15 protein-coding genes are annotated in these 26,179 nt (G+C 57.5%); 10 read left to right on the top strand and 5 right to left on the bottom strand.

Annotated elements, in window-relative coordinates; translation table 11 throughout:
• Positions 1–54 precede the first annotated feature (54 nt).
• The 5 genes from ACFO5Q_RS08105 (at position 55) to ACFO5Q_RS08085 (ending at position 6,781) form a co-directional block, all read left to right on the top strand.
• Complete coding sequence (locus ACFO5Q_RS08105) at positions 55–771, top strand: SapC family protein (RefSeq protein ID WP_068152353.1); 717 nt, start codon at positions 55–57, stop codon at positions 769–771.
• Between the two features lie 2 nt (positions 772–773).
• The gene (locus tag ACFO5Q_RS08100; RefSeq protein ID WP_068152356.1) at positions 774–1,784 is read left to right on the top strand and encodes a cupin-like domain-containing protein; all 1,011 of its coding nucleotides are present in this window, start codon (positions 774–776) and stop codon (positions 1,782–1,784) included.
• On the top strand, positions 1,781–3,289 hold the full coding sequence (locus ACFO5Q_RS08095) for a tryptophan halogenase family protein (RefSeq protein WP_068152364.1): 1,509 nt from the start codon (positions 1,781–1,783) through the stop codon (positions 3,287–3,289). Before ACFO5Q_RS08100 ends, ACFO5Q_RS08095 begins: the two co-directional genes overlap by 4 nt.
• Positions 3,286–4,089: a glycoside hydrolase family 16 protein gene (locus ACFO5Q_RS08090; RefSeq protein WP_231727348.1), complete on the top strand. Its 804-nt coding sequence runs from the start codon at positions 3,286–3,288 to the stop codon at positions 4,087–4,089. Before ACFO5Q_RS08095 ends, ACFO5Q_RS08090 begins: the two co-directional genes overlap by 4 nt.
• Before the next feature lie 142 nt (positions 4,090–4,231).
• The gene (locus ACFO5Q_RS08085) at positions 4,232–6,781 is read left to right on the top strand and encodes a glycoside hydrolase family 3 protein (protein ID WP_068152366.1); all 2,550 of its coding nucleotides are present in this window, start codon (positions 4,232–4,234) and stop codon (positions 6,779–6,781) included.
• 127 nt (positions 6,782–6,908) lie between these two features.
• Here ACFO5Q_RS08085 and ACFO5Q_RS08080 read toward each other — a convergent pair whose 3' ends face one another.
• From ACFO5Q_RS08080 to glgC, 5 genes are read right to left on the bottom strand one after another with little or no spacing between them, the layout of a single operon-like run.
• On the bottom strand, positions 6,909–8,540 hold the full coding sequence (locus ACFO5Q_RS08080) for an alpha-D-glucose phosphate-specific phosphoglucomutase (RefSeq protein WP_068152368.1): 1,632 nt from the start codon (positions 8,538–8,540) through the stop codon (positions 6,909–6,911).
• Complete coding sequence (gene malQ / locus ACFO5Q_RS08075) at positions 8,521–10,659, bottom strand: 4-alpha-glucanotransferase (protein ID WP_068152370.1); 2,139 nt, start codon at positions 10,657–10,659, stop codon at positions 8,521–8,523. The genes ACFO5Q_RS08080 and malQ overlap by 20 nt, the downstream gene beginning before the upstream one ends.
• Positions 10,652–12,694 (bottom strand): glycogen debranching protein GlgX, encoded by a 2,043-nt coding sequence (gene glgX, locus ACFO5Q_RS08070; RefSeq protein WP_068152372.1) that lies wholly within the window; start codon positions 12,692–12,694, stop codon positions 10,652–10,654. Before glgX ends, malQ begins: the two co-directional genes overlap by 8 nt.
• Before the next feature lie 10 nt (positions 12,695–12,704).
• Complete coding sequence (gene glgA / locus ACFO5Q_RS08065) at positions 12,705–14,165, bottom strand: glycogen synthase GlgA (RefSeq protein ID WP_068152373.1); 1,461 nt, start codon at positions 14,163–14,165, stop codon at positions 12,705–12,707.
• Positions 14,165–15,391 (bottom strand): glucose-1-phosphate adenylyltransferase, encoded by a 1,227-nt coding sequence (gene glgC, locus ACFO5Q_RS08060; protein WP_068152585.1) that lies wholly within the window; start codon positions 15,389–15,391, stop codon positions 14,165–14,167. The genes glgA and glgC overlap by 1 nt, the downstream gene beginning before the upstream one ends.
• A gap of 308 nt (positions 15,392–15,699) precedes the next feature.
• Between glgC and ACFO5Q_RS08055 the strand changes: the two genes are divergently transcribed.
• From ACFO5Q_RS08055 to ACFO5Q_RS08035, 5 genes are all read left to right on the top strand, one after another.
• Positions 15,700–18,138, top strand: a complete 2,439-nt coding sequence (locus tag ACFO5Q_RS08055; protein WP_068152375.1) for a glycogen/starch/alpha-glucan phosphorylase — start codon at positions 15,700–15,702, stop codon at positions 18,136–18,138.
• A 16-nt stretch (positions 18,139–18,154) separates the two neighbouring features.
• Positions 18,155–20,365 carry a 1,4-alpha-glucan branching protein GlgB gene (glgB, locus tag ACFO5Q_RS08050; RefSeq protein WP_068152378.1) on the top strand — a complete coding sequence of 737 codons (2,211 nt, stop codon included), beginning with the start codon at positions 18,155–18,157 and terminating at the stop codon, positions 20,363–20,365.
• A 116-nt stretch (positions 20,366–20,481) separates the two neighbouring features.
• Positions 20,482–20,943: a (2Fe-2S)-binding protein gene (locus ACFO5Q_RS08045; protein WP_068152380.1), complete on the top strand. Its 462-nt coding sequence runs from the start codon at positions 20,482–20,484 to the stop codon at positions 20,941–20,943.
• Positions 20,944–20,945: 2 nt separating this feature from the next.
• On the top strand, positions 20,946–23,189 hold the full coding sequence (locus ACFO5Q_RS08040) for a xanthine dehydrogenase family protein molybdopterin-binding subunit (protein WP_068152387.1): 2,244 nt from the start codon (positions 20,946–20,948) through the stop codon (positions 23,187–23,189).
• A 319-nt stretch (positions 23,190–23,508) separates the two neighbouring features.
• Positions 23,509–26,058: a TonB-dependent receptor plug domain-containing protein gene (locus tag ACFO5Q_RS08035; RefSeq protein ID WP_068152389.1), complete on the top strand. Its 2,550-nt coding sequence runs from the start codon at positions 23,509–23,511 to the stop codon at positions 26,056–26,058.
• Positions 26,059–26,179 lie beyond the last annotated feature (121 nt).

The following is a 26,179-nucleotide window of genomic DNA, read 5'->3' as shown; positions in this document are numbered from 1 at the left end:
TGCCGGATAAGCTGATAAACAATAAGAATACCAGTAGAGTGGAAGAGAAGGGTGATGACGCAACATGTCTTGCTGAACAATGTGGATCACAGGGATCTGCGAATTATCACGGATCGGTCGGCTGCGCTTGGCGACGCCATCATGAGCTGCCTCACCTTCCCCATCGAATTCCGGGATCTTCAGGCCCACTATCCGATCCTGTTTCAGAAAGACCCCAATTCAGGTGCTTTTCAGGCCGTGACGCTCCTTGGCCTTGCCCAAGGTGAAAACCTGTTCCTGACCGACAGTGGCTGGGACGCCCACTATGTACCCATGGTGGTGGAGATGCAGCCTTTTGTGATCGGTATTCAGCAGCGCCCAGGCGAAGAAGCGCAAACGGTGATCCATGTGGACATGGACAGCCCGCGCGTTAGCCAAAGCGAAGGACAGCCGGTTTTCCTGCCCCAGGGCGGCAACACGGATTATCTGGAGCATATCGCAGCCATCCTTGACCGCTTGCACATGGGGGCAACCGCCAGTGCTGATTTCTTCCAAGTGGTGGACAGCTATGGCCTTCTGGAGCCTATGGCCGTTGAGATTGAACTGAAGGATGGTTCAACCAACCGGCTGGTGGGCTTTCACACAATCAATGAAGAAAAGCTCTATGGCCTCGACGGCGAGGCGCTGAGTGCACTTAATGAGAAGGGCTACTTACAGCCGCTTTATATGGCTGTTGCGTCGCTTTCGAATTTGCGTGACCTGATTGAGCGGAAAAACCGGACATTGGCCTAACCATGCATGACCTGAAGACCATCCGTGAAATTACTGGTGCTACGGGCGCAGACCTGACGGACGAGCTTTTGGCAGGCCAGGAGCCTGTTGTGCTGCGTGGGCTCGCCGCGGATTGGCCGTTTGTGGCTGCAGGCAGGAAATCGTCCGCCGACGCCCGTGCTTACCTGAAGGGGCTCTATAATGGCTCCGAGGTCATTGTCTCCCACGCCGGGCCTGAAGCGGGTGGCAAGCCCTTCTACAAGGAAGACATGAGCGGGCTGAATTTCGACTATAAGCGTATCAAGCTCGACAAGTTTCTTGATCTTCTGGAGAGACACGAGGAGGAGGCGGATGCGCCGTTCCTTTATGTGGGTTCCACCGCCATCGGAGATTGCTTACCGGCGTTCAGCGACGAGAATAGCGTACCGCTGGGCGACAGGCGCTATATTGAAAGCATCTGGATCGGCAACCGGACGCATATTTCGGCCCACTATGACCTGGCTGACAATGTGGCCTGTGTGGCGGCCGGTAGGCGGCGCTTCACGCTGTTTCCGCCAGACCAGTTGCCGAACCTTTATGTTGGGCCGCTTGATTTCACGCCGGCGGGCCAGCCTGTCAGCATGGTGGATCTGCATGCACCGGATTTTGAAAAGTTCCCGCGCTACCGGGAGGCGCTGGCGGCTGCGCAAACAGCCGAGCTCGAGGCTGGCGATGCCATCTTTATCCCCAGCATGTGGTGGCACGCGGTGGACGGCCTCGCAGCTTTCAATGTGTTGGTGAATTATTGGTGGCGCCAGTCACCGGCTTTCATGGGGCCGCCCAATAATGCGCTGCAGCTTGCGCTTCTGGCGCTCCGTGACCTGCCACCTGAACAGAAAAAGGTCTGGCAGCAGATATTCAATCACTATGTCTTTGAAAACACAGATGAAACATCGGCGCATATCCCGGAACGGGGCAGGGGCGTTCTGGGGCCAATGACTGACGAAAACGCACGGCGTATCCGCGCCTTCCTTTTGAACGGGTTGAACAGATGACAGCACAAACGATTAAACGTGTGGTGATTGTGGGCGGAGGCACGGCTGGCTGGATGGCGGCCACAGCGCTCTCGAAAATCATGGGCGGCGTGCTTGATATCACGCTCATCGAATCCGACCAGATCGGCACTGTGGGAGTGGGCGAGGCGACGATCCCGACGCTCGTGAATTATAACCGGCTGATCGGCATTGATGAGCAAGCCTTCATGGCCGCCACCAAGGCTACCTTCAAGCTGGGGATTGAGTTTGTTAATTGGAAGCAGAAGGGTGAAAGCTATATCCACTCCTTCGGTATCACCGGCAAGGACCACTGGACAGCAGGCTTCTGGCATTTCTGGCTGCGGGGACTGAAGGAAGGCATCGACTATAAGTTCGGTGACTACTGCCTGGAACTGATCGCCGCCGAGCAGAGCAAATTTGCACACCTGCCGAAGCTTGGCCTCAATTACGCCTATCATTTGGACGCCACGGCCTATGCGGGTTTCCTCAGGAAAATGGCGGAAGAACACGGCGCCAAGCGTGTTGAGGGCAAAATCACCAGCGTTAGCCAAAACGGAGAAAGTGGCTATGTTGAAAGCGTGACGCTTGAGGGCGGAAAGGTGATTGAAGGCGACCTGTTCGTCGATTGCTCTGGCTTCCGCGCGCTGCTGATCGAAGGGGCGCTGCACACCGGCTATCATGACTGGACGCACTGGCTGCCGTGCGACAGCGCCATCGCGGTTCAGACGGAAGCAGTCTCTGAGCCGATCCCTTATACCAAGTCCATCGCCCACGACAGTGGGTGGCAGTGGCGCATCCCGCTGCAGCACCGCGTGGGCAACGGCCTGGTCTTCTGCAGCAATTATCAGGACAACCAGTCCGCAATCGATACACTGATGGCGAATATTGAGGGCAAGCCGCTGGTAGACCCGCGGGTGATCAAGTTCCGCACGGGCACGCGACGCAAGCACTGGAACAAGAATGTTGTCGCTGTGGGGCTTTCAAGCGGCTTTATCGAGCCGCTCGAGAGTACAAGCATTCACCTGATCCAGCGTAGTATCTTCCGACTGATGCAGATGTTCCCGCACACCGGCATCGTTCAGGCAGATATTGATGAATTCAACGCCCAGACGTCTTACGAGATGGAACATATTCGCGACTTTATTATCCTCCATTATCATGTCACCGAACGGCGCGATACGCCGTTCTGGCGCCAATGCGCAAACATGGATATCCCGGACGGCCTGAAGCACCGGATTGCCCTGTTCCGCGATGCCGGTCGTGTGTTTCGCCCGAACGACCAGTTGTTCGCAGAAAACAGCTGGGTACAGGTGATGTTGGGGCAGGGGATCATGCCCGGTCAGTATCATCCGATCGCGGACCGCATGACCGAAGAAGAGCTGCATAATTTCCTCGCCCATATCCGCACGAATGTGGAGAAAACGGCGACGCAGCTCCCCTCTCACCATGATTATGTGCAGCAATACTGCAAGGCCGCTGAGATGATGGCGAAGGGGGCCGCATGACTTTCAGGAAATTGCTAACTGCAGCCGGTGCCCTGGCTGCCATGAGTACGGCTGCCATAGCAGAGGATCGCTATGAGCTTGTCTGGTCGGATGAATTTGACGGCACGGAGCTTGATGAAAGTGTCTGGCATGTGGTCGAAGGCAATGGCTGTCCGTCCAACTGCGGTTTCGGAAACAATGAGCTTCAGTCTTATCGGGGCAAGGATAAGAACCTGCGTCTGGAAGACGGCAAGCTCATTATTGAAGCCCGGATGGGCAACAAGGTGACTTCGGCCAAGATTACGACCGAAAACGTGCCCGGCTGGACCTACGGGCGTTTCGCAATGCGTGCCAAGTTGCCGTCTGGTGTCGGCACATGGCCTGCTTTCTGGATGATGCCGAAGGACGCGCGCTATGGCCCTTGGCCCAAGTCTGGTGAGATCGATATCATGGAGCATGTGGGCTATAATCAGGGGCAGGTTCATGGCACCATCCACACGGAAGCCTTCAATCACCGTATTGGCACCCAAAAGGGCGATTTCATGCAGGTGGCAGATGCTTCAACCGCTTTTCACGACTATGCTGTCGAGTGGGACATGGGCGAAATCCGTTGGTATATTGACGGCCGGGAGTACTTCCGCATCGAAAAGCAGAGTGGTGATGGCCATGCCGAATGGCCCCTGGATCACCCTTTTTACATCATCCTGAACCTTGCTGTTGGTGGCGATTGGGGCGGTGCCAAGGGTGTTGATAAGGCGGCTTTTCCAGCCCGGTTTGAAGTCGATTGGGTGCGTGTTTGGCAGAAACCTGCGGATAATTAAATTGGCTTAAATCTGACAGCGCTGTCAGATTTTCATGGACATGTGAAATTTTCATGCTAGGCTGAAGAAGGATATGACAGCGCTATCATATTGGAAGGGAGTAGCGTTGTCGGTAGGGACGCGAGTCAGGGAAGCGGACGTTATGAAGTATCTTGATTACAGAATTTTTATGGCAGCAGTCGCGCTGACCCTTGCTGGCTGCGATGACGCGCCAACGGCAACGGAAAGCAAGGCCGGGCCGGTTGATTGGCCAGCGATTGAGAGCCCGGTCAGGACAGACTTAGCCACCGAACAGAAGGTGGCGGACCTTTTGGCGCAGATGTCAGTTGAGGAAAAGGTTGGCCAGATCATGCAGGTGGAAATCCAGCACATCTCGCCGGAAGAAGTGAAGGTCTATCATATCGGTTCTGTCCTGAACGGTGGTGGTTCGCTGCCGAACCGGAACAAGCATGCGACGCCACAGGAATGGTTGGCGATGGCCGATGCCTTTTATGACGCCTCAATGGACATATCCGACGGCGGTCAGGCGATTCCGATCATCTGGGGCAGCGATGCGGTGCATGGCCACAATAATGTTATTGGTGCCACACTGTTTCCCCACAACATTGGCCTTGGTGCTGCCAACAACCCGGAGCTTCTGCGCCAGATCGGTGCGGTAACAGCGCTTGAGATGCGCGTCACCGGCATTGACTGGACATTCGCGCCAACACTTGCGGTTGCCCAGGATGACCGTTGGGGGCGAACTTATGAAAGCTACTCCGAAAGCCCGGAAATTGTAGAGGCATATGGGCGCGCCATGGTGGAGGGCGTGCAGGGCATTCCGGGCACGTCAGAGTTTCTTGATGTTGACCATGTCGTTTCAACGGCCAAACACTTTGTCGCCGATGGTGGCACCGAAGGCGGTGATGATCAGGGCGATGCGAAGATTTCTGAGCAAGAGCTGCTGGACATTCATGCCGCTGGCTACAAGGGCGCGCTTGCAGCTGGCGTTCAGTCCGCGATGGCAAGCTTCTCCAGCTGGAACGGCCAGAAACTTCATGGCAGCAAATATCTGCTGACTGATGTGCTCAAGGGGCGGATGGGCTTTGAAGGTTTTATCGTGGGCGATTGGAATGGTCATGGCCAGGTGCCTGGCTGCACTAACGCATCCTGCCCGATAGCCATCAATGCCGGCCTTGATATGTTCATGGCAATTGAGGAATGGCGAGACCTTTACAAGAATACGCTGGCCCAGGTGAACAGCGGCGAAATTTCTATGGCCCGGCTTGATGATGCCGTGTCACGTATCCTGCGGGTAAAAATCCGGGCTGGCTTGTTTGAAAAGGGCCGCCCGTCTGACCGTGGTGCTGCGGGGCAGGACGGCATCATCGGCCAGCCGGCGCACCGTGCGGTCGCGCGCCAGGCAGTGCGCGAAAGCCTCGTGCTGCTGAAGAACAATGGCGGCCTTCTGCCGCTCAATCCATCTGCGACTGTTCTGGTTGCCGGTGACGGCGCCGACAACATCGGCAAACAGTCTGGTGGCTGGACCATCACCTGGCAGGGAACCGGCAATGAGAACAGCGATTTTCCTGGCGCGACCTCCATCTTCGCCGGTATCCGCGATGCGCTTGAACAAGCGGGTGGCAGGGCCGTGCTTTCAAAAGATGGCAGCTACAGCGAAAAACCTGACGTGGCCGTCGTGGTGTTTGGCGAAGACCCATACGCAGAAGGCCAAGGCGACATCGATACGGTTGAATTCGAGCCGGGCAGCAAGAAAAGCCTCGCGCTTCTGGAGAAGCTGAAGAGCGAGGGCATCCCTGTGGTGTCTGTGTTCCTCTCTGGTAGACCGCTCTGGGTGAACCCGGAACTTAATGCTTCTGACGCTTTTGTCGCTGCATGGCTACCGGGTTCTGAAGGGCAGGGTGTGGCAGACGTGCTGATCGCGGATGCGGACGGCAACCCGCGCCATGACTTCAAGGGGCGGCTTTCCTTTTCCTGGCCGGCTAACCCGCTGCAGGGCAGGCTGAACCCACAGGATGAAGGCTATGCTCCGCTTTTCCCATTTGGCCATGGACTGACCTATGCTGGCGCCAGTTCCGACCTGGGTGTGCTTCCGGAAGATGTGCCGGGTGTCGCAGCCAGTGGAGGAGGCGACCTGGACCTGTTCGCAGGTCGTCCGCTGTCTCCGTGGCGCTTGTTTGTCGCCAATGATCAGTCCTCGCAGGTGATCAGTGGCTACTATGCCCAAATTCCGGGGGGCGGCATGACAGCAGAACTTGTGGACAAGGATATCCAGGCGGATGCCGTAAAGGTGAATTGGCTTAGCGATGGGGATGGCTATTTCTTCATGGGCGATGCGCCGGCGATGGACGTGAGCGATCAGGCAGTGGCAGGTGCGGCGCTCCGGTTCGACCTTCGCGTGGACAGCTTTGACGGCGAAGGCGCCAGCCTTTCTGTTCGCTGTGGCGAGGCCTGCAGTCGCTCGCTTGATATCGACGTATTCCTGAAGGCTTCCAACGGCAAAGGGTGGACTACAGTATCCGTGCCCCTTGCTTGCCTCTCGAATGACGAAGCCGACTTTGAAGCGCTCTTGGAACCGTTCCGGTTCAGCGTGACAGGGAAGGCAAGCATGACTTTCGCCAACATTGGTTTGGTGAAATCGGGGGAAAACTCCGGCTGGTGCGATCCTGGCGCCAGCCCAGTCGCCAACTGACCCTTTGCAACTTAACCTCTCAGCCTATTGGGGCACTAGGGTCCGCACCTCGCGGGCCCTTTTTTTGTGAATCGCCTAGCTAAAGCCCCGCCGGGAAAAGGGCGGGACAAGACGAGTTGTTTCATAATCAGGAGATGACAGAAGGCTCGGTTCGGCCGGTATGTTTTGCGATTTCCGCCAACTCACCGGCGGTCTCAATGAGCGGCGCTAGAGCTTCCTGGGTGTCTTCATTCAGGCCTTCAGGCCCTGCCACATATCGTTCGATATAGACACGGAGCGTCGCACCTTCAGTTCCGGTGCCAGACAAGCGATACACCACGCGGGAGCCGCTTTTGAAGATCACGCGGATGCCCTGGGCGGATGCGACAGAACCGTCGACAGGGTCAGAGTATGAAAAATCGTCCGCGAGCTCGACAGTCTCGTCGCCGAACTGTTCGCCTGGCAGGTTGGAAAGTTTGGCCCGAAGGGCAGCCATCAGCTCCTGCGCGGCGCGAGCGTCGACCGCTTCATAGTCGTGGCGGGAATAATAGTTGCGGCCATAGGTGCGCCAGTGGCTCGTCAAAAGGTCAGCAACACTGCTGCCGGTTTCCGCCAGGATATTGAGCCACATCAGCACAGCCCAGATGCCGTCTTTTTCACGCACATGGTCTGACCCGGTGCCGGCACTTTCCTCCCCGCACAAAGTTGCACGCCCGGCGTCCAGCAGGTTGCCGAAATATTTCCACCCAGTCGGTGTTTCAAAGCAGGGTATTTTCATGGCGGCAGCCACTCGGTCCACTGCGCAGCTAGTGGGCATGGACCGGGCTACGCCGCGAAGCCCCTGGTTATAGGCAGGCACGACCTGGGCATTGGCTGCCAGCACCGCAAGGCTATCTGACGGGGCCACATAGGTGCTGCGGCCCAGAACAATGTTGCGGTCGCCGTCGCCATCAGACGCTGCGCCCATGTTGGGGGCGTCCGGGCCAAACATAATGTTGAACAGGTCCTTGGCGTAAACGGGATTCGGGTCCGGGTGGCCGCCACCGAAATTCGGACTTGGATCGCCATTGATAACGGTTCCTTCCGGTGCCCCGAGCGCTCCTTCGAAAATCGCTTTGGCGTAGGGGCCAGTGATGGCGTGCATGGCGTCAAAACAGAGGCGAAAGCCCCCCTTGAACAGGCTTCTGATGGCGTCAAAGTCAAACAGGTCTTCCATCAGCTCGATATAGTCAGCGACCGGGTCAACGATCTCGACCTGCATGTCGCCAAGGGTGACTTCCCCAAGAGCCCCCAGATCAAGGTCTGGCGCTTCAAGCATACGGTATTCGCTGATGGTTTGCGTTCTGGCATAGATGGCGTCGGTGATCTTTTCCGCCGCCGGCCCGCCGTTCGAAGCATTATATTTGATGCCGAAATCATCGTCCGGGCCGCCCGGATTGTGGCTGGCGGACAGGATAATGCCGCCCGTGTGCTTCCCCTTGCGGATCACACAGGACGCAGCTGGGGTGGACAGGAAACCATTCTGCCCCACTACAACGCGGGCAACGCCACTCGCGGCCGCCATTTTCAGGATGGTCTGGATGGCAACGTCGTTATAGAACCGACCGTCACCTCCTAGCACCAGCGAAGCGCCTTCGACGCCGCCAAGAGCATCAAAAATGCTCTGGACGAAATTTTCCAGATAGCCGGGTGTCTGGAAAACCTTAACCTTCTTCCTGAGGCCCGATGTGCCGGGCTTCTGTCCTTCGAACGGGCTGGTCTTAACGGTTTTGATGGTCATTGTTCTCGCTCCCGCAATCGTCTGCCTGGCTAGGGCGTATGCCTGTGACGGCTGTCAAAATATCCGATACCGCTTTGTCGCTAAAGATTGTTTCAATTGGATGAGACAACTTGCGGCGCCAGTTCGGTTGTTCTGACGTGGTGCCGGGCACGTTCATCTGCTCCACCTGACCCAGAAGGTCTTCAATCTGAACGGCAATCAAGCTCGCGCCCGTGCTGGCCAGGAACCTGTGCAGGCCTATGATAACATCTTTCTCGTCATCTGTGTCTTGCGCCAGCATGCCGGCGTCACGCAGCATGGCCTTGATGCGGAACCTGTCAGTATCACGGCGGGCGCGGGCGTCTGCGAGTTGCTCATCCGTCGCCCCAATGCCCAGTTCTTCCCGCCAGCGGATGTCTGCGCCGTCCAGAAAGCCTGCGATGGTCGGGAAATCATGGTTCGACAGGGAGGCCAGCCTGTTCGGCGGATAGTCGTATGGTTGTTTGAACGAGCCGTCCTCATAGCGCTCGAACAGGAAAAGCGAACAGCCCATCAAGCCGTTGCGCCCCAGCGTGTCGCGGAAGCCTTCTGGCACCATGCCCAGGTCTTCGCCAACAACAAGGCAGTTTGACCTGTTGGATTCAAGCGCGATGATGCCCAGCAGGTCATCCAGTGGATAGGTCACATAGCCGCCTGGCGTGTCAGATCCAAGCGGGCTCCAGAAACTGCGGTTGGCGCCCAGGATGTGGTCGATGCGGATCATCCCGGCTGAGGCCATCATATTCCGAAGCGTCTTGCGGAACAGGGCATATCCGGTTTCCTTCAGGGCATTTGGGTCAAGCGGGGAAAGGTGCCATTTCTGGCCGTCCGGGTTGGCGTCATCGCCCGGCGCACCCAGACTGGCGCGGGTTGCGGTGGCTTTCTGGTTGGTCCAGACCTCCGCGCCGCCTGGCACCATGCCAACAGCAAGGTCCAGATAGAGGCCAATATCCATCCCGGCGCTGAGTGCAGCCTGCTGGGCGTGGTCTATCTGTTCGGCGGCGATCCATTGCAGGTAGGCATAGAAGTGGATGCGGCTTCGGTTCTCTGCCTCAAAGGATTTGCAGGCGCGCCCTGAAGGCCTGTGATACGCCTTGTCCCATGCCTGCCAGTCATAGAGCGGGGTGTCCTCGCCGCCCAGATGTTCCGCCAGCACTTCATACAGGCAATGATGCCAAAGCGCCTTGCCCTTCTTCTTGAGATACCGGCGATAGGCGACTTTCCGCGGGTGGCGGTCGGGGTGGCTTTCAAAAATGCTGAAAGCCTTTTCAAATGCCTTCAGTTTGAGCGCATAAACCGCCGGATAGTCCACATGGTCAGTGTCGCGGGCCTTTTTGAGCGCGGCCATGGTGGAACGGGATTTCATAAATTTCTGGCCGCTCTCGTCTTCCCAAAATTCCGCGATGCGGTCGACGGCGATGTGCATCACATTGAGGAATTCGCGGCTTGAAGGCGAATAGGGGCTATACATGCCGGGCGCCTTCGGAAACAGCGCATGCACAGGGTTGATGCCGATGAAGGCCGCGCCTTGTTCGCCCGCCGCTGTTGCCAGGTTGGCCAGGTCTTCAAAGTCGCCAATGCCCCAGTTGCGGCTGGACTTCAGCCCATAAAGCGGTGTGGTGATGCCCCAGCGCTTGCGGCTGCTGTCCACATGCCGGGCCGATTGGGGGGCGATGATCAGGAAGCTTTCTTGCATCGCGCCGCTATCGGGCCACAGCTCAAGCCGGTGGTATCCAAGTGGCGTGTTGCTGGGGATTTCAATGCCATTATCGCTGCGCGCCTCGCCTTCAAGAAAATTGCCGTCTTCCATGATCAGCCGCCACGGGATTGTATGATCGTCCGCGCGGGCAGGCCAAAGGGTCATGCCCTCGTGGGCGTAGCGGATGACAACCGTGTGCGGCAGCGGGCGCCGCTGGTCTTCCTCGCGGCCCAGCAGGTGCTGCCAAGCGCGCTTTTCATCGCCGATCGGCACGCCGAAGTTTTCAAGCAGCATGTTCCTGGTTTCGGCTGACGCCTGGTGAAAATGGCCGCTCAGGTCATGGAAGCCTTCCTGAATGCCATACGCGTGGCAAAGCCGGTGCAAGAGTTCGCCATCAAGCATGTGGGCTGCCTTTCAATAGCATGACACTTTCGCCCTTGAGGCTGATAGCCTGGCTATCGGTGCGGGTTTCTTTAAATGGCGTCTCGCTGCCGGTGTCTAGCACGCATGCCCAATCTCCGCCAGGCAGGCGGAAGTCCACATCTGTTGCGTCCGCGTTCATCAGCATTAACAGCGCTTCCGATTGGCCCTTCAAGAGGCATCCGAAATGGCTGGTGTCGGAGTGCCAAGCGCTGCCTTCAAGCGGTCCGCCACCGGCGTCCAACCATTCAACCTCGTTGGCGTCATGCAGGTATTTCTCTTGTCTTAGCAAAGCGTTGGTTTTCCGTAATCGGATTAGCCCCGCCACAAAATCCGTCAGGTCGGCGTCAGTGCCTGCCCAATCAAGCCAGGTGATTTCATTATCCTGGCAATAGGCGTTATTGTTGCCTTGCTGGCTGTGGCCGATCTCATCTCCCGCCAGCAGCATCGGCGTGCCCTGCGACAGCATCAGCGTGGCCAGAAGGTTGCGCTTGCGCCTTGCGCGGCGTGCCAGAATGGCCGCATCATCCGTCGCGCCTTCATGGCCGCAATTGTCACTGATATTGTGGCCGTGCCCGTCGCGGTTCTGTTCGCCGTTGGCTTCATTGCGTTTGTGGCTATAGCTTACCAGGTCCGTGAGGTTGAAGCCGTCATGGCTGGTGATGAAGTTCACGCTATCCTGCGGTTTGCGGTGGCGCGCATCGAATATGTCGGCAGACCCCAATAGGCCGCCTGCCAGGTCGGCCTTCGCGCCCTTGTGGCCGCGCCAGTAGCTGCGCACCTGGTCGCGGTAGCGGTCGTTCCATTCGGCCATGCCTGCCGGGAAACTTCCAAGCTGGTAACCGTGCGGTCCCACGTCCCACGGTTCCATGATGAGTTTGACACCTTTGAGCACCGGGTCCTGCTGCATGGCGGCTATGAGAGGGGCATCGGCACAGAAGCCTTCTTGGGTGCGGGCCATGGTGGGGGCCAGGTCAAAGCGGAAGCCATCCACATGCATGTCTGTAACCCAGTAGCGCAGGCTGTCCATTACCATGCACATCACCATGGGGTGGTCGGTACGCAGGCTGTTGCCGCAGCCGGTGTCGTTAACGTAAAAGCGCGGGGCATCCGGTTGCAGCCGGTAATAACTGGCGTTGTCAATGCCGCGGTAGGAAAGGGTTGGGCCAAGTTCCCAGCTTTCGGCTGTGTGGTTATAGACCACATCCAAAATGACTTCGATCCCGGCTGTATGCAGCGCACGCACCATCTTCTGGAATGATTGTTCGCCCGAAGGGCCCATATAGGCGGGTTCGGGAACAAAATAATTGATGGGGTTATAGCCCCAATAGTTAGTGAGCCCCATGTCCGTCAGGCGGGGCTCCGGGAAGAAGCTTTGGACCGGCAGCAGTTCAATGGCCGAGACGCTCAGCTTGACCAAGTGATCCAGCATCTTGGGTGCTGTTAGCCCTTCAAATGTGCCGCGCGCCTTGGCGGGAACGCCCATATGCAGGCGCGTCAGGCCTTTCACATGGGCTTCATAGATAATGGTGTTTGCCATGGGGGTGCCTGGTGGCGTGTCCTCGCCCCAACGAAAGGCAGGCGCGCCGACCACACATTTGGGCATGTGGGATGCGCTGTCTAGCGTGCAGAAGGACAGGTCTTTCTCTGTGTGGCCGGGATCATACCCCAGAAGGACCCGCCGGTCGCCGAAGGTGCCCGACAGCCTTTTGGCATATGGGTCGATTAGCAGTTTGTTGGCATTGAAACGGTGGCCTTCCTTGGGCGCATAGGGGCCGTGAACACGGTAGCCATAAAGCTGGCCGTCTGTCACGCCCGGCAGGAAGCCGTGCCATATGTTGCCTGTACGTTCCGGCAGCGCATGGCGCGCGACTTCACGCTTGCCATCTGGCGCAAAGAGGCACAGGTCCACCCCTGTTGCGTTCTCGGAAAACAGCGCAAAATTGGTGCCGCCTTCAAGTGGTGTGGCGCCAAGGGGATTCGGTCGTCCCGGCTGGATCACAGCCCCTTTTGCCATCAAACACCCCTCAGTCTTTGGTCAGCGCGTCATAGACGGCGGCGTAGGCTGCAGCCGGTGCTTGCCAACTGACGTCATATCCCATGGCGCCACGCACCAATTTGCGCCAGGCGGCTTTGTTGCCATAGGCCTTAAGCGCCCGGTCAAATGCAGCGCGCAGGGCATCCTGTGTGACCGGGCTGAACATAAAGCCGGTGCCGGTGCCCGCCTGCAACGCAGCCAGGTTGGCGTCAATCACGGTGTCAGCAAGGCCACCCACCCGTGCCACCAGCGGCAGCGTGCCATAGCGCATGGCGCAAAGTTGTGTCAGGCCGCAGGGCTCGAACCGGGACGGGACAAAGATCACATCCGCCCCCGCCTGGATGCGGTGGGACATGGCTTCATCATAGCCGATTGTGGTGCTCACCATACCAGGGTGGTCTTTGGCGGCTTTCATGAAGCCGGCCTCCAGATCCTTGTCGCCGGATCCGAGCACCGCGAGCTGTGCACCATTACCGACAATATGCGGCACGGCCTCCAGAAGTAGATCAAGGCCCTTCTGGTCTGTCATCCGGCTGATCACGCAGAAAAGCGGTGTTTTGGCGTCTTGCTTCAGGCCCATTTCTGCCTGCAGCGCCTGCTTGCATTTTGCTTTGCCTGCAGCCTTCTGACGGCTGTAAGAAGCGGGGAGGGTAGGATCTGTTTCCGGGTTCCAGACATCCGTGTCGATGCCGTTCACAATGCCCGAAAGTTTTGGGCCCAGGCTCGCCAAGAGCCCGCCAAGCCCCATACCTTTGTCTTCTGTGGCGATCTCCGCCGCGTATGACGGGCTTACTGTCGTGACATGGTCGCTATAGACTATGCCTGCCTTGAGGAAGCCGATCTGGTCCCAATATTCGATCCCGTTCTGGTGGAATAGGCTGCGGGGCAGTTTAAGGGAGGCCAAGTGCTTTTTGTCGAACAGGCCCTGGAACGCTAGGTTATGGATGGTGAAAACGGTTTTGGGGCGCGGGCCGTCTTCAAGGGCGATGTAAGCCGCTGTCAGTCCCGCCTGCCAGTCATGGGCATGGACAGTATCGGCCTCCCAGTCAGTGTGCCGACCCATGGCCAGTTCCGCCGCAGCAAATGAAAGCGCAGCATAGCGGATATGATTGTCCGCCCGGTCCTTGCCTTTGCTGTCCAGATATGGGTTGCCTTCAATGTCATAGAGATGCGGTGCATCCAGCATGAACAGCTTCAGTCCTGTTGCCGCCGTTGCGCTATAGAGCGCTGCTGGCCCGCCGAACAGGTCCTTGATTTCCGCCAGTTTCTTTGGGCGCTTCGCCCCAGCTTTCACAGCCGGGAAGGCAGGCAGCAGCATGCGCACATCGAGACCCGATTTGGCAAGCTCAAGGGGCAGGGCACCAGCAACATCCGCCAGCCCCCCGGTCTTCAGGAGTGGAAAGCATTCTGACGCAACGAAGAGAACTCGCCGCGCGCTGGACTTGGGCATTAATTGTCCTCCAGCTTGTCGATCATGGTCTGGGTGATCAGGCAGACGCCTTTATCTGTGCGGCGGAAGCGGCGCGCATCCTCGACAGGGTCTTCACCCACGACAAGCCCTTTGGGAATGGTCACGCCCCGGTCAATCACCGCGTCCTTGATGCGGGCATCCCGGTTGATGGTTACGTAGGGAAGCACAACCGTTCGCTTGAGGCGGCTATAAGAATGCGCATGCACGCCGGTGAACAGGAGAGACCGGTCAACCCGGCTACCTGACACGATGCAGCCACCGGCTACAAGCGAGTTTACGCCCGCGCCGCGGCGGCCGTCCTGGTCGTGAATGAACTTTGCGGGCGGCGTGATTTCCGCGTAGGTCCAGATGGGCCATTCGCGGTCATAGAGGTTCAGGCCAGGCTCAATGGTCGCGAGGTCGAGGTTGGCTTCCCAGTAACTGTCCACTGTGCCCACATCTCGCCAGTAGGCTTCTCCGCCGGGTACGGCACGCACGCAGGATTTGGTGAAGCGGTGGGCGAAGGCCTTCCCGTTTTCCACGATGTAGGGGATGATGTCCTTGCCGAAATCTCGGCTGCTTTTCGGGTTTGCGGCGTCGCGGCGCAGCAGGTCAAAAAGGAACTTGGTCTCGAACACATAGATGCCCATGGATGCCAGGCAGGCATGCGGCTTGCCCGGAATCGTGGGCGGGTCCGCCGGCTTCTCCAGGAAGTCGGTGATGAAGTCGCCATCGTCCACATGCATCACGCCGAAACCTTTGGCTTCCTCGGGCGTTACTTCCAGGCAGCCGATGGTGACATCCGCGCCAGAGTTCACGTGCTCCTCCAGCATGATTTCATAGTCCATCTTATAGACATGGTCGCCCGCCAGGATCACCATGAATTTAGGCGCGTATGATTCGATAATGTCGATATTCTGGTATACCGCGTCTGCCGTGCCTTCATACCATTGGTTCTCGGTGACGCGCTGGCTTGCCGGTAGAATGTCGAAGCTTTCGTTCCGTTCGGCGCGGTAGAAGTTCCAGCCCCTTTGCAGGTGCCTGATCAGGCTGTGCGCCTTATATTGGGTTGCAACCCCGATCCGCCGGATACCCGAATTCATGGCGTTCGATAAGGCAAAATCGATGATCCGGCTTTTGCCGCCAAAATATACAGCTGGCTTGGCGCGCTTGTCTGTCAGCTCCTTCAGGCGACTACCGCGACCACCGGCCAGAACATATGCCATGGCATGACGAGAATACGGTTTGGATGCGAGTGGTGGGGTCAAGGTTGCCTCCCTGTTGAAATGCGGGCATAAATCTATAATCTGGCAAATAATATTGCAATGACAGCGCTATCATTGCATAAATAGTTCAAAGCGTGCAACTGAAACACGCAAAGAAAAACCGATTTGTGCTGAGTGTGCCACACAATGAAAACATCATCGGCAAATAACCAAACTGCAACATATTCGGTTTTCTTTTCTATACATCCGTCGATGGCAACGAAGCCCCCGACCGCCATGACCGATTACCCCAGCAAGGCTAAGATATTATGACAGATACCAAGCTTGAGAAGTTGCCCGAATCTCTCGACCCGAAAAATGTTCCCCTCGGTGAGGCCGTTCTTCGGCACCTTGTTTATTCCGTGGGCAAGGATGCATCGCACGCGGTTCGGCGTGATTGGTGTGCGGCCCTATCGCTTGCGGTGCGGGACCGCATGGTGGACGGCTGGATGGATACCACTCGCCGCATATACAAGGAAAAAGCCAAGCGGGTTTATTATCTGTCGATGGAGTTCATGATCGGGCGGCTTCTTGAAGACGCCATCTCAAATATGGGGCTGACCGCTGAGGCGAAGGGCTTTTTCTCAGAGCATGGTCTTGACCTGCAGGAAATCCTGGAGGCAGAGCCCGACCCTGCGCTTGGGAACGGCGGGCTAGGGCGTCTGGCGGCCTGTTTCCTGGATTCGATGGCCACAGTGGGCGTGGCCGGCATGGGCTACGGTATCCGGTACGAGCACGGCATTTTCCGCCAAAGTTTCCAGGACGGCTGGCAGCTAGAGGAGCCCGAAGACTGGCTGATCTTCGGCAATAACTGGGAATTCCACCGGCCTGAAGTATCCTACCCCATCAGTTTCGGTGGCTCTGTGCAGCAGGACGCGCAGGGCAAAATGGTGTGGACGCCAAGCGAGCGCATCCTGGCCGGTGCTTTCGATACGCCGATCGCAGGCTGGCAGGGCAAGCATGTGAACACGCTTCGGCTGTGGTCTGCCCGCTCGGCTGAAACGCTGAACCTGCATCAGTTCAACCAGGGTGAGTTCATGGCCGCATCGCGCCAGCAGGTGCTGGCGGAATCGATCACTAAAGTGCTTTATCCGGGCGATCATACGGCGGAAGGGCGGGAACTTCGCTTGAAGCAGGAAGTCTTCTTCACGTCCGCCAGCTTGCAGGATCTGCTGCACCGGTTCCTTCTCGATAACAAGGACCTGACGGCGCTGCCGAAGCATGTCGCGATCCAGCTTAATGATACCCACCCGGCGATTGCTGTGCCCGAGCTGGTGCGCTTGCTGGTGGACGAGCACGACATGGAGTTCGTGCAGTCGTTCGAGATCGCGCGCGGTTGCCTGAACTATACCAACCACACGCTTCTGCCTGAAGCGCTTGAAAAATGGCCGCTTGAGCTGATCGAGCGCTGCCTGCCACGCCACCTGCAGATCATCCGCGAGATCGATAATCTGTTCGCAGCCGAAATTCGCGCCAAGTTTGAAGGCAAGGACCCCGCACCGATGCAGGCGATTGACCCGCACCATGGTGGCTGGGTTCGCATGGGGAACCTGGCCTTCATCGGGGCGAAACGGGTGAATGGCGTATCGGCGCTGCATACCGAGCTGATGAAACAGACGGTGTTCAAGGACCTTCACGAAGTGTATCCCGACCGCATCCTGAACCAGACAAACGGCATCACGCCGCGCCGCTGGCTGAAGGAGTGCAACCCCGGCCTTGCGGAGCTGATTACCGAGACAATCGGTGAGGATTGGGTTGGGGACCTGAGCCATATTTCTGAGCTTGTGCCTTATGCCGAAGACAAGGCGTTCCGTGATAAGTTCAAAGCCGTAAAGCTTGAAAACAAGAAGCGGCTGGCGGCCTATATTCAAAGCGAAGTTGGCATCAAGGTGGACCCGACAGCGCTTTTCGATATCCAGATCAAGCGCATCCATGAATACAAGCGCCAGCTGATGAACGCGCTGGAGACGATGGCGCTTTATAACGCCATGAAGGCGGACCCTAAGGCCGGATGGCAGCCACGCGTGAAAATTTTTGCTGGCAAGGCCGCGCCAAGCTATACGCTGGCGAAGCTGATCATCAAGCTGATCAACGACGCGGCCAAGGTGATCAATAATGACCCAGACGTGGACGGCCTTCTGAAGCTCGTGTTCCTGCCGAACTACAACGTGTCGGCCGCGGAAATCCTGATCCCGGGCGCTGACCTGTCGGAACAGATTTCAACGGCGGGCTTTGAGGCCTCAGGCACCGGCAATATGAAATTTGCCCTCAATGGTGCACTGACCGTTGGCACACTTGATGGCGCGAATGTTGAGATCAAAGAGCATGTCGGTGACGACAATATCTTTATCTTTGGTCTGGAGGCAGACGAAGTGGCTGCCCGCCAGCACGGCGGCTGCCAGCCTTGGGTGACAGTGGCGGAAACGCCGCGCCTTCAGGAGGTGGTAACGCAAATCTCAAGCGGTTTCTACTCAAATGGCGATACCGAGCGCTTCAAGGGCATTGTCGACAATGTCCTTGCGCATGATTATTTTCAGGTAACGCCGGACTTCCAGGCCTACTGGGACATCCAGCGTAAGATTGATGGCGAGTTCAAGGACCAGGATACCTGGCAGCGGATGGCGGTGCTGAACACAGCCAACATGGGTTGGTTCTCGGCTGACCGGACAATCCGGGGCTATGCGAACGATATCTGGAAAGCGCTCTAGTGTGCGAGGGGACGGTATGAGTTCACACAGTAACGGGACCTTGGCGGCTGAAGACGTCAGTGCGCTGGAAGCGGGCCGTCATGGCGATCCGTTTGCATGCCTTGGTCGCCATCCTTCGGGCAAAACTACCGTCATTCGCACGATGGCACCTGGGGCAGAGCGCGTGGAAGTATTCACGCCAAAGGGCAGGGCGCCAGTCACAACGCTCAAGAAGATTGGCGACCACGGCCTGTTCGAAGGTACGCTCGCGGCCTCAAAAGCGAAAAGCGGTTACCTTTTGAAAGCCTGGCAGGGCGAGCAAAGCTGGACCTATGACGACCCATACCGCTTTGGCCCTGTGCTGGATGATTTCAACCTGCATCTCCTGTCAGAAGGCAGTCATGAGCGGGCCTATGAATGCCTTGGCGCGCATGTGATGACGTATGAGGGCGCAGATGGCACGCATTTCGCCGTTTGGGCGCCATCGGCCTCTAACGTGAGTGTGGTGGGGGATTTCAACCATTGGAACGCGGCCCAGCACCCCATGCGGTCGCGTGGTGCCAGCGGTATCTGGGAACTTTTTGTGCCGGGCATCGAGGACGGTGCGCACTATAAATTCTGTATCTTCGGGGCAGGCGGCAGGCAATTGCCGCTGAAGTCTGACCCCTTCGCCTTCGGCACCGAATACCGCCCGAACACGGCTTCTGTCGTGCGGGACCTTAAGGGCTATGACTGGACAGACGAAGGCTGGATGAAGGGCCGCGGCGCCCTGCAGGACCGTACCAAGCCGATTTCGGTTTACGAGGTCCATTTGGGGTCATGGCAGCGCACATGGGACGCGGAAAACCCGTTCCTGGACTATCACGAGCTGGCTGAAAAGCTGATCCCTTATGTCAAGGGGCTTGGCTTCACCCATATAGAGCTTTTGCCGGTGACGGAGCATCCATTTGACGGTTCGTGGGGGTACCAGCCCGTGGGGCTTTATTCGCCCACGCGCCGGTTCGGCACACCTGCGGACTTCAAAGCCTTTGTGAACGCCTGCCATGAAGCGGGCATTGGTGTGATCCTTGATTGGGTGCCGGGGCACTTCCCGTCAGATGAGCACGGACTGGCGCATTTTGACGGCACGCACCTTTATGAGCACGCCGACCCGAAGAAGGGCTTTCACCCGGACTGGAATACGCTGATCTTCAATTTTGGCCGCCGGGAGGTGGAGAACTATCTGGTTTCCAACGCCCAGTTCTGGCTGGAGGAATATCATCTGGACGGCCTGCGCGTGGATGCCGTGGCTTCGATGCTTTACCTGGACTATAGCCGCGAGGACGGCGAGTGGATCCCGAACGAGCATGGTGGCAACGAGAACCTGGAGGCGATCCAGTTCCTCAAGCATATGAACGAGCGGGTCTACAGCCTGTCAGACGGCATCATGACAGTGGCGGAAGAATCGACGGCCTGGCCTGGTGTTTCCACCCCCACAAGCGCTGGTGGGCTTGGCTTCGGCTTCAAGTGGAACATGGGCTGGATGAACGATACGCTCGATTACATGAGCAAGGAGCCAGTTCACAGGAAGCATCATCACCACCAGCTAACCTTCGGTATTAATTATGCTTTTTCGGAAAATTATATCTTGCCGCTCAGCCACGATGAAGTGGTGCACGGTAAAGGTTCGCTGATTGGGCGCATGCCGGGGGACCGCTGGCAGAAGTTCGCGAACCTGCGGGCCTACTACGGCTTCATGTGGACGCATCCAGGCAAGAAATTGCTGTTCATGGGGGGCGAATTTGCCCAGGAACGGGAATGGAATGCGGATGCCAGCCTAGACTGGCATCTCTTGGAAAACGCCGACCATAAAAACATCCAGACACTGGTGAGTGACCTGAACCGCCTTTACGCCAGCACACCAGCCCTTCACCGCCGTGACTGCACGGCCGATGGCTTTGAGTGGATAGACGGCGGGGCGGCGGAAGACAATGTAGTCAGCTTCCTGCGCTGGGGCGACCCCGGCGACCCGCCATGCCTTGTGGTGTGCAACTTCTCGCCCGTGCCGCGCCATGGCTACCGCGTTGGTGTGCCTTATGGCGGCCACTGGGCGGAGGTGATGAATACGGATTCCGCCCATTATGGCGGATCCGATGTTGGCAATTATGGTGGTCACGCGGCAGAAGACGTGCCGTGGCATATCAAGCCCTATTCGCTGATGCTGACCTTGCCGCCTCTTGGCACTGTCGTTTTCCGGCACGAAGGCTAGGGGGCAGGGGGTGGCCTCAGCCACCCTTTCTGCGTTGCACTCGCATATAACTTTTGGAGAATGCCGCTTTCTTGGTAAGCTTGCCGCCAAATTGGCAGGAAAGCGGGAGGCCCTTCATGCAGCTTACAGTCAACGGCACGTCCTATGATGTGGATGTGGAAGACGATATGCCCCTTTTGTGGGTGCTTCGCGACGAACTGAACATCAAAGGCGTGAAGTATGGCTGCGGTGTGGCCCAGTGTGGTGCCTGCACTGTGCATATTGACGGTGTTGCCATGCGGTCTTGCCAAGTGCCTGCGGCGGATGCTGTGGGCGTGGAGGTCACAACCATTGAAGGCCTTGGTACGCCAGATGCCTTACATATCGTGCAGGAAGCTTGGATTGAAAAGCAGGTGGCCCAGTGCGGCTATTGCCAATCGGGTCAAGTGATGCAGGCGGCTTCCTTGCTTGCGGAAAACCCGAACCCATCCGATCAGGATATTGATGATGCCATGTCGGGCAACCTGTGCCGCTGCGGCACCTATCCGCGCATCCGCGAGGCCGTCAAGGCCGCGGCTGCCAAGCTGCAGGAGGCTTGAGCATGGGCAAGATCAAAACCTATACCCGCCGTGCTTTCCTCGTGGGATCAGCCGCCGTAATCGGCGGGGTGGCTTTCGGTTTTTATATGGTCAAGAAACCGCATGCGAACCCGCTTCTTAAGAACCTCAAGGACGGTGAGGCGGCGCTAACGCCTTGGGTGAAAATCGACGCAGATGGTGTGACGCTGATCGCGCCCCACGCAGATATCGGGCAGGGTGTTCGCTCCATGCAGGCCATGCTGATTGCTGAAGAACTGGACGTTGATCCGCTGAAGGTGAGGGTAAGCCCCGGGGATCCAGCGCCAGCCTATTATAACACCGCGCTCGCGACAGAGGCAGTACCCTTTATGTCCACGGACGAAAGCTTCGCAGCAGAGACCATGCGCGATGTGATGGGCGGTGTGATCAAGCTGATGGGGGCGCAGGTAACGGGTGGCTCAAGTGCTGTGCCGGACTCATTTGACAAGCTGCGTCTTGCAGGGGCAGTGGCGCGCGAAACGCTGAAGAAAGCCGCTTCAAAACAGGCGGGCGTGCCAATAAGCGCGCTCAAGACCGATGCGGGCACTGTTGTGCTGCCGGATGGCACACGTGTGCCCTATGAAGAGTTGGCGGCAGCCGCGAGCCAAATAGAACCCGTTACGGATGTCAGCCTGCGTGAGCCCGGCGAATGGCGTTACATTGGAAAGCCGCAGCAACGCCTTGATATCGTCGCGAAATCCACCGGTACGCTGACCTACGGCATCGACCTCGAATTTAACGGCATGGTGCACGCGACAGTCAAATTGAACCCGCGCCAGGGTGGTGAGCTTGTCAGCTATGATGCCGCTGCTGCTGAGGGTATGCGGGGCGTGAAGAAAATCATGCGCGTTTCGGGCGGTGTCGCCGTAGTGGCGGACAACACGTGGCGCGCCATTCAGGCGGCGAACGCTATCGACTGTAACTGGGGCCCGGTGAGCTACCCGGCTGAGATGGAAGGCCACTGGGACCTGCTATCGAACAGCTTCACGGAAGAGCATGTGGATAATGTCTGGCGCGAGGAGGGGGACGTAGAAGCAGCGCTTGCGGACGCAGATGTGATTGAGGCCGAATACCGTGCACCCTATGTCGCCCACGCACCGCTTGAGCCGATTTCGGCGACAGTGCTGGTGACAGATGGTGGTGTGGATGTCTGGACGGCGGCTCAGTTGCCGCGCTTCGTGCAGGCCAATGTGGCCCAGATTGTGGGCGTGGAGCCAAGCCAGGTGCGGCTTCACAACCAATATGCGGGCGGCAGCTTTGGCCACCGGCTGGAGGACGAGCATGTCAAGCGCGCGGCTGAGGTTGCCATGGCCATGCGCGGCACGCCGGTGAAGCTGACATACAGCCGCGAAGAAGACTTCGCCCACGATTTCCCGCGCCAAATTTCCATGGGACGGATGCGGGGTGTGGTCAAGGACGGCAGAATAGAGGCCTATGACCTGGGTATCGCCAGCCCGTCTGTTCAGGCGTCCCAACTGCCGCGCCAGAACCAGGTGGCCCCTCCGGGTGCGGATCGGCAGATCGCCGCTGGCGCCTGGAATATCCCATACGACCTGCCGCATTTCCGCATGACAGGCTACCGCACAGATGGCCTGGCGCCTGTCAGCAGTTGGCGGTCAGTAGGGGCATCTACAAACGGATTTTTTGCTGATTGTTTCCTTGATGAGCTGATCCATGCTGCGGGCGCTGATCCGCTGGAGGAGCGCATTCGTCTGTGCGCTGAGCCGCTCGCGCGCGGTGTGCTTGAAGCGGTGGGGGAGATGTCAAGCTGGGGCAGTGACCTGGGCCCAAACCGGGGCAGGGGTGTGGCTTTCGTTGAAAGCTTCGGTGTGCCGGTTGCGGAAGTGGTGGAAGTCACCAACACGGAATATGGCATCAGGATTGACAAGGTCTATGTGGCAGCTGATGTCGGCCGGGTGATCGATCCCGTGAACTTTGACAATCTGGTCAAGGGCGGTGTCGTGTTCGGGCTTGGACACGCCATGAACTGCGAGATCACTTATTCCGACGGTATGGCAGAGCAACAGAATTTCTATGACCATGAAGCCATGCGGCTTCACCAGTGCCCGGAAATCATTGTCCGCGGGCTTGAGAATTCTCCCAAGATCCGGGGCATTGGCGAGCCGCCAGTGCCGCCCGCGGCGCCTGCTCTTGCGAATGCTATCTTTGCAGCGACCGGCAAACGGCTTCGTGAAATGCCGTTCTACAAGCATATCGATTTCGTTTGACATGAGCCATACGCTGGGAGGGCAAAGTCTCGTCCTCCCTTGCCGTGGTTCTTCTTCCTCAGGTCTTGATATTCACAAAGCAAGTTGAGAAAGCCGATACAGTTTTGTTCGCTTGGTTCTGCGCGGCAGTAAGCCTTCGATTTCTTCCGGGGAGGGGCATTTGTATTGAGGCCTTATAGCATCAAAACATATCATGATAAAATATCATTGAATTATGAAAATCGATCATATCTTGTCATGATTTAAGCCCCGCCGTTATATTTCTCTTCCTGAAAGTCCGCAGAAAACAGCGGATGCGCTCAGGTAAGGAGGAAAGCAAGTGACTTGGAATGTGAAGTGGAAGCGCAACCAAAAGGTGGTTTCGCGTGTAATGAATACTGCGTCTGCAGTGGCGCTGATGGCTGGGGTGGCCGCGGGTGCTGCGTACGCGCAGGATAATCAGGAAACAGAAGAAAAAGCGGATCAGTCCGCCTTTCAGTTTGAAGAGATCGTAACGGTCGGTACGCGTTCCCAAGGCCGCTCGGCTCTCAGTTCGCCAGCGCCGATCGATGTGATTTCCGGCAGGGATTTCGAAAGCCAGGCCGACAATGACATCAGCAACCTGCTACGTACGGTCGTGCCGTCCTATAACGTAAGCGCACAGCCTATCAGTGATGCGTCTACCTTCGTGCGACCTGCCAGCCTGCGTGGCTTGGCTGCGGACCACACGCTTGTGCTGCTCAATAACAAGCGTCGTCATCGCTCTGCTGTGATCAACTTCTATACGGCGGGTGAATCCAACGGTGCCCAGGGGCCGGATATTTCTGTATTCCCGACGATCGCCCTGAAGCAGGTTGAGGTGCTGAGGGATGGTGCCGCGGCGCAGTATGGTTCTGACGCGATCGCGGGTGTTATCAACTTCCGCCTCAAGGACGATACAGAGGCGGGGTCCATTGAAGCCAAGGTTGGCAGCACTTATGAAGGCGATGGCGACAATCTTCTGATTTCCGCCAACAAGGGTTTTGAGCTTGGCTCTGACGGCTTCATCAATATCAGCGCATCCTATGGCGAGAGCGACCCGACAGACCGGTCCGTTCAAACCGCAGCGGCGGCTGAAGCCGCATCACTCGGCTTCTCAGATGTGCCAAACCCGGCACAGGTTTGGGGCACGCCGCGCGTTCACTATGACTTTAAGTCTGTCGTCAATATGGGCGTGAACATCAGTGATACCACGCGCTTCTATGCCTTTGGTAACTATGCCAAGAAAAAAGCCACGAACGGCCTATACCACCGTCCTGTGCTTAGCCGTGATGGCGTATACACGTTTGGAGAAAATGCTGCGATTATCGACCTTGACGGTGACGGCGGCGAAACATGTCCGACTGTAGCAGCAAACGATCTCGCTGGTTTGCAAGGCTTGTCGGCCAACTGCTGGTCTCTCTTCAAGGTCTATCCTGGTGGTTTCACACCGTCTCTGACGGGCACCGTGACCGACTATTCCATGGTGGCTGGCGTTGAAGGCGAGTTGGATAACGGCCTGACATATGACATCAGTGCAAGCTATGGCCGCAACAAGACGGGCTTTATTGTAGATTCCTACAATGCATCCTATGGACCTGATTCAGCCACGGAAATGAGTGCCGGCGCTTTCGTGCAAAACGAGACAAACCTGAACGCTGATTTCACCTATCCTGTGGCGATGGACAGCCTTGCGGACGACTTGATGGTTGCCTTTGGGCTGGAATATCGCCGTGAAGAGTTTGAGTCGATCGCGGGCCACCTGCATTCCTATTCTGTGGGCCCTTATGGCGAACTTGGTTTTGGTGGGTCATCGCAAGGCTATGCCGGTGTGAACGCTGCGGCAGCCGGTAGTGCGTCGCGTTCCAACATCGCGGCCTATCTTGATCTTGAAGCACAGGTTACCGACAGCCTGCTGCTGACAGGAGCCGTACGCTGGGAAGATTTCGACGGCTTTGGCTCCACAACCAATACAAAACTGGCTGCCCGTTGGGATGTTACGGATACCGTAGGGCTGCGTGGGTCCTTCTCAACAGGTTTCCGCGCGCCAACGCCGGGCCAGGCGAATGTGCGGAACATCAGCTCGCTTCTGGATGCAGGTAATATCACCCTGAGCGGTATCGTTCCGCCAACTGATCCACTGGCGGTCAGCGTTGGCGGCACCGAGCTTCAGCCGGAAACATCAACCAGCTTCACGGTTGGTACTGTCATGTCCCTGGGTGACATCGACCTTACGGTTGACTATTTCGACATTACGATCGATGACCGTATTTCCCTGTCGCCTTTCTTTGATGTGGATAGTCCGGATTTCGCTAATCTGCGGTACTATTTCAATGACTTCAAAACCAACACAAAAGGTATTGATGTTGTTGCGACCTATTCCGTGGAAATGGGTAATGGCACGACGTCCTTCTCGCTCGCCGGTAACTGGACCAGCACCAAGGTGAAGGAATCCGCAAGCCTAGACCCACTGCGTATCCGCACCATTGAGGACGGCACACCAGCCATCCGCGGCAACTTCACCATCAACCACGTGAACGACAAATGGCGCGCGCTTGTGCGGGCCAACCATTTCGGCTCCTACTACAACGGCCACATTTCCTTCACGGACATGGTGCCTGGCGCAGAAATGACGTTTGACCTGGAGGTTGGCTATAATGTCACCGAAAATGTGGAACTTGTTGTTGGCGCAAGCAATATCTTCAACAACTTCCCGGACGAGGTTCCAGACGAAGGCCTGCCAATGACAACACTTCTTGGTACAGACGCGCTGTTTGACACCAAAAGTGCCTGGGGCGCCAAGTATCCGGAATTCTCCCCTATGGGCATCAATGGCGGGACATATTATGTCCGAGTTCGGTATGCCTTTTAAACAAGGGTAATCTCTGAGGCGGGTTTGAAGGCCATTCCCGTCTCATCCCGTTCCGGCCCTCACCAGAGTTGCGGTGTGGGGGCTGCCTATTTGGAGATATGCCTTGGTGGCGCCTTGTCTT

Source organism: Kordiimonas lipolytica, assembly GCF_042651265.1.
Classification (GTDB): Bacteria; Pseudomonadota; Alphaproteobacteria; order Sphingomonadales; family Kordiimonadaceae; genus Kordiimonas; species Kordiimonas lipolytica.
This window is presented reverse-complemented; position numbering and strand designations above follow the sequence as displayed.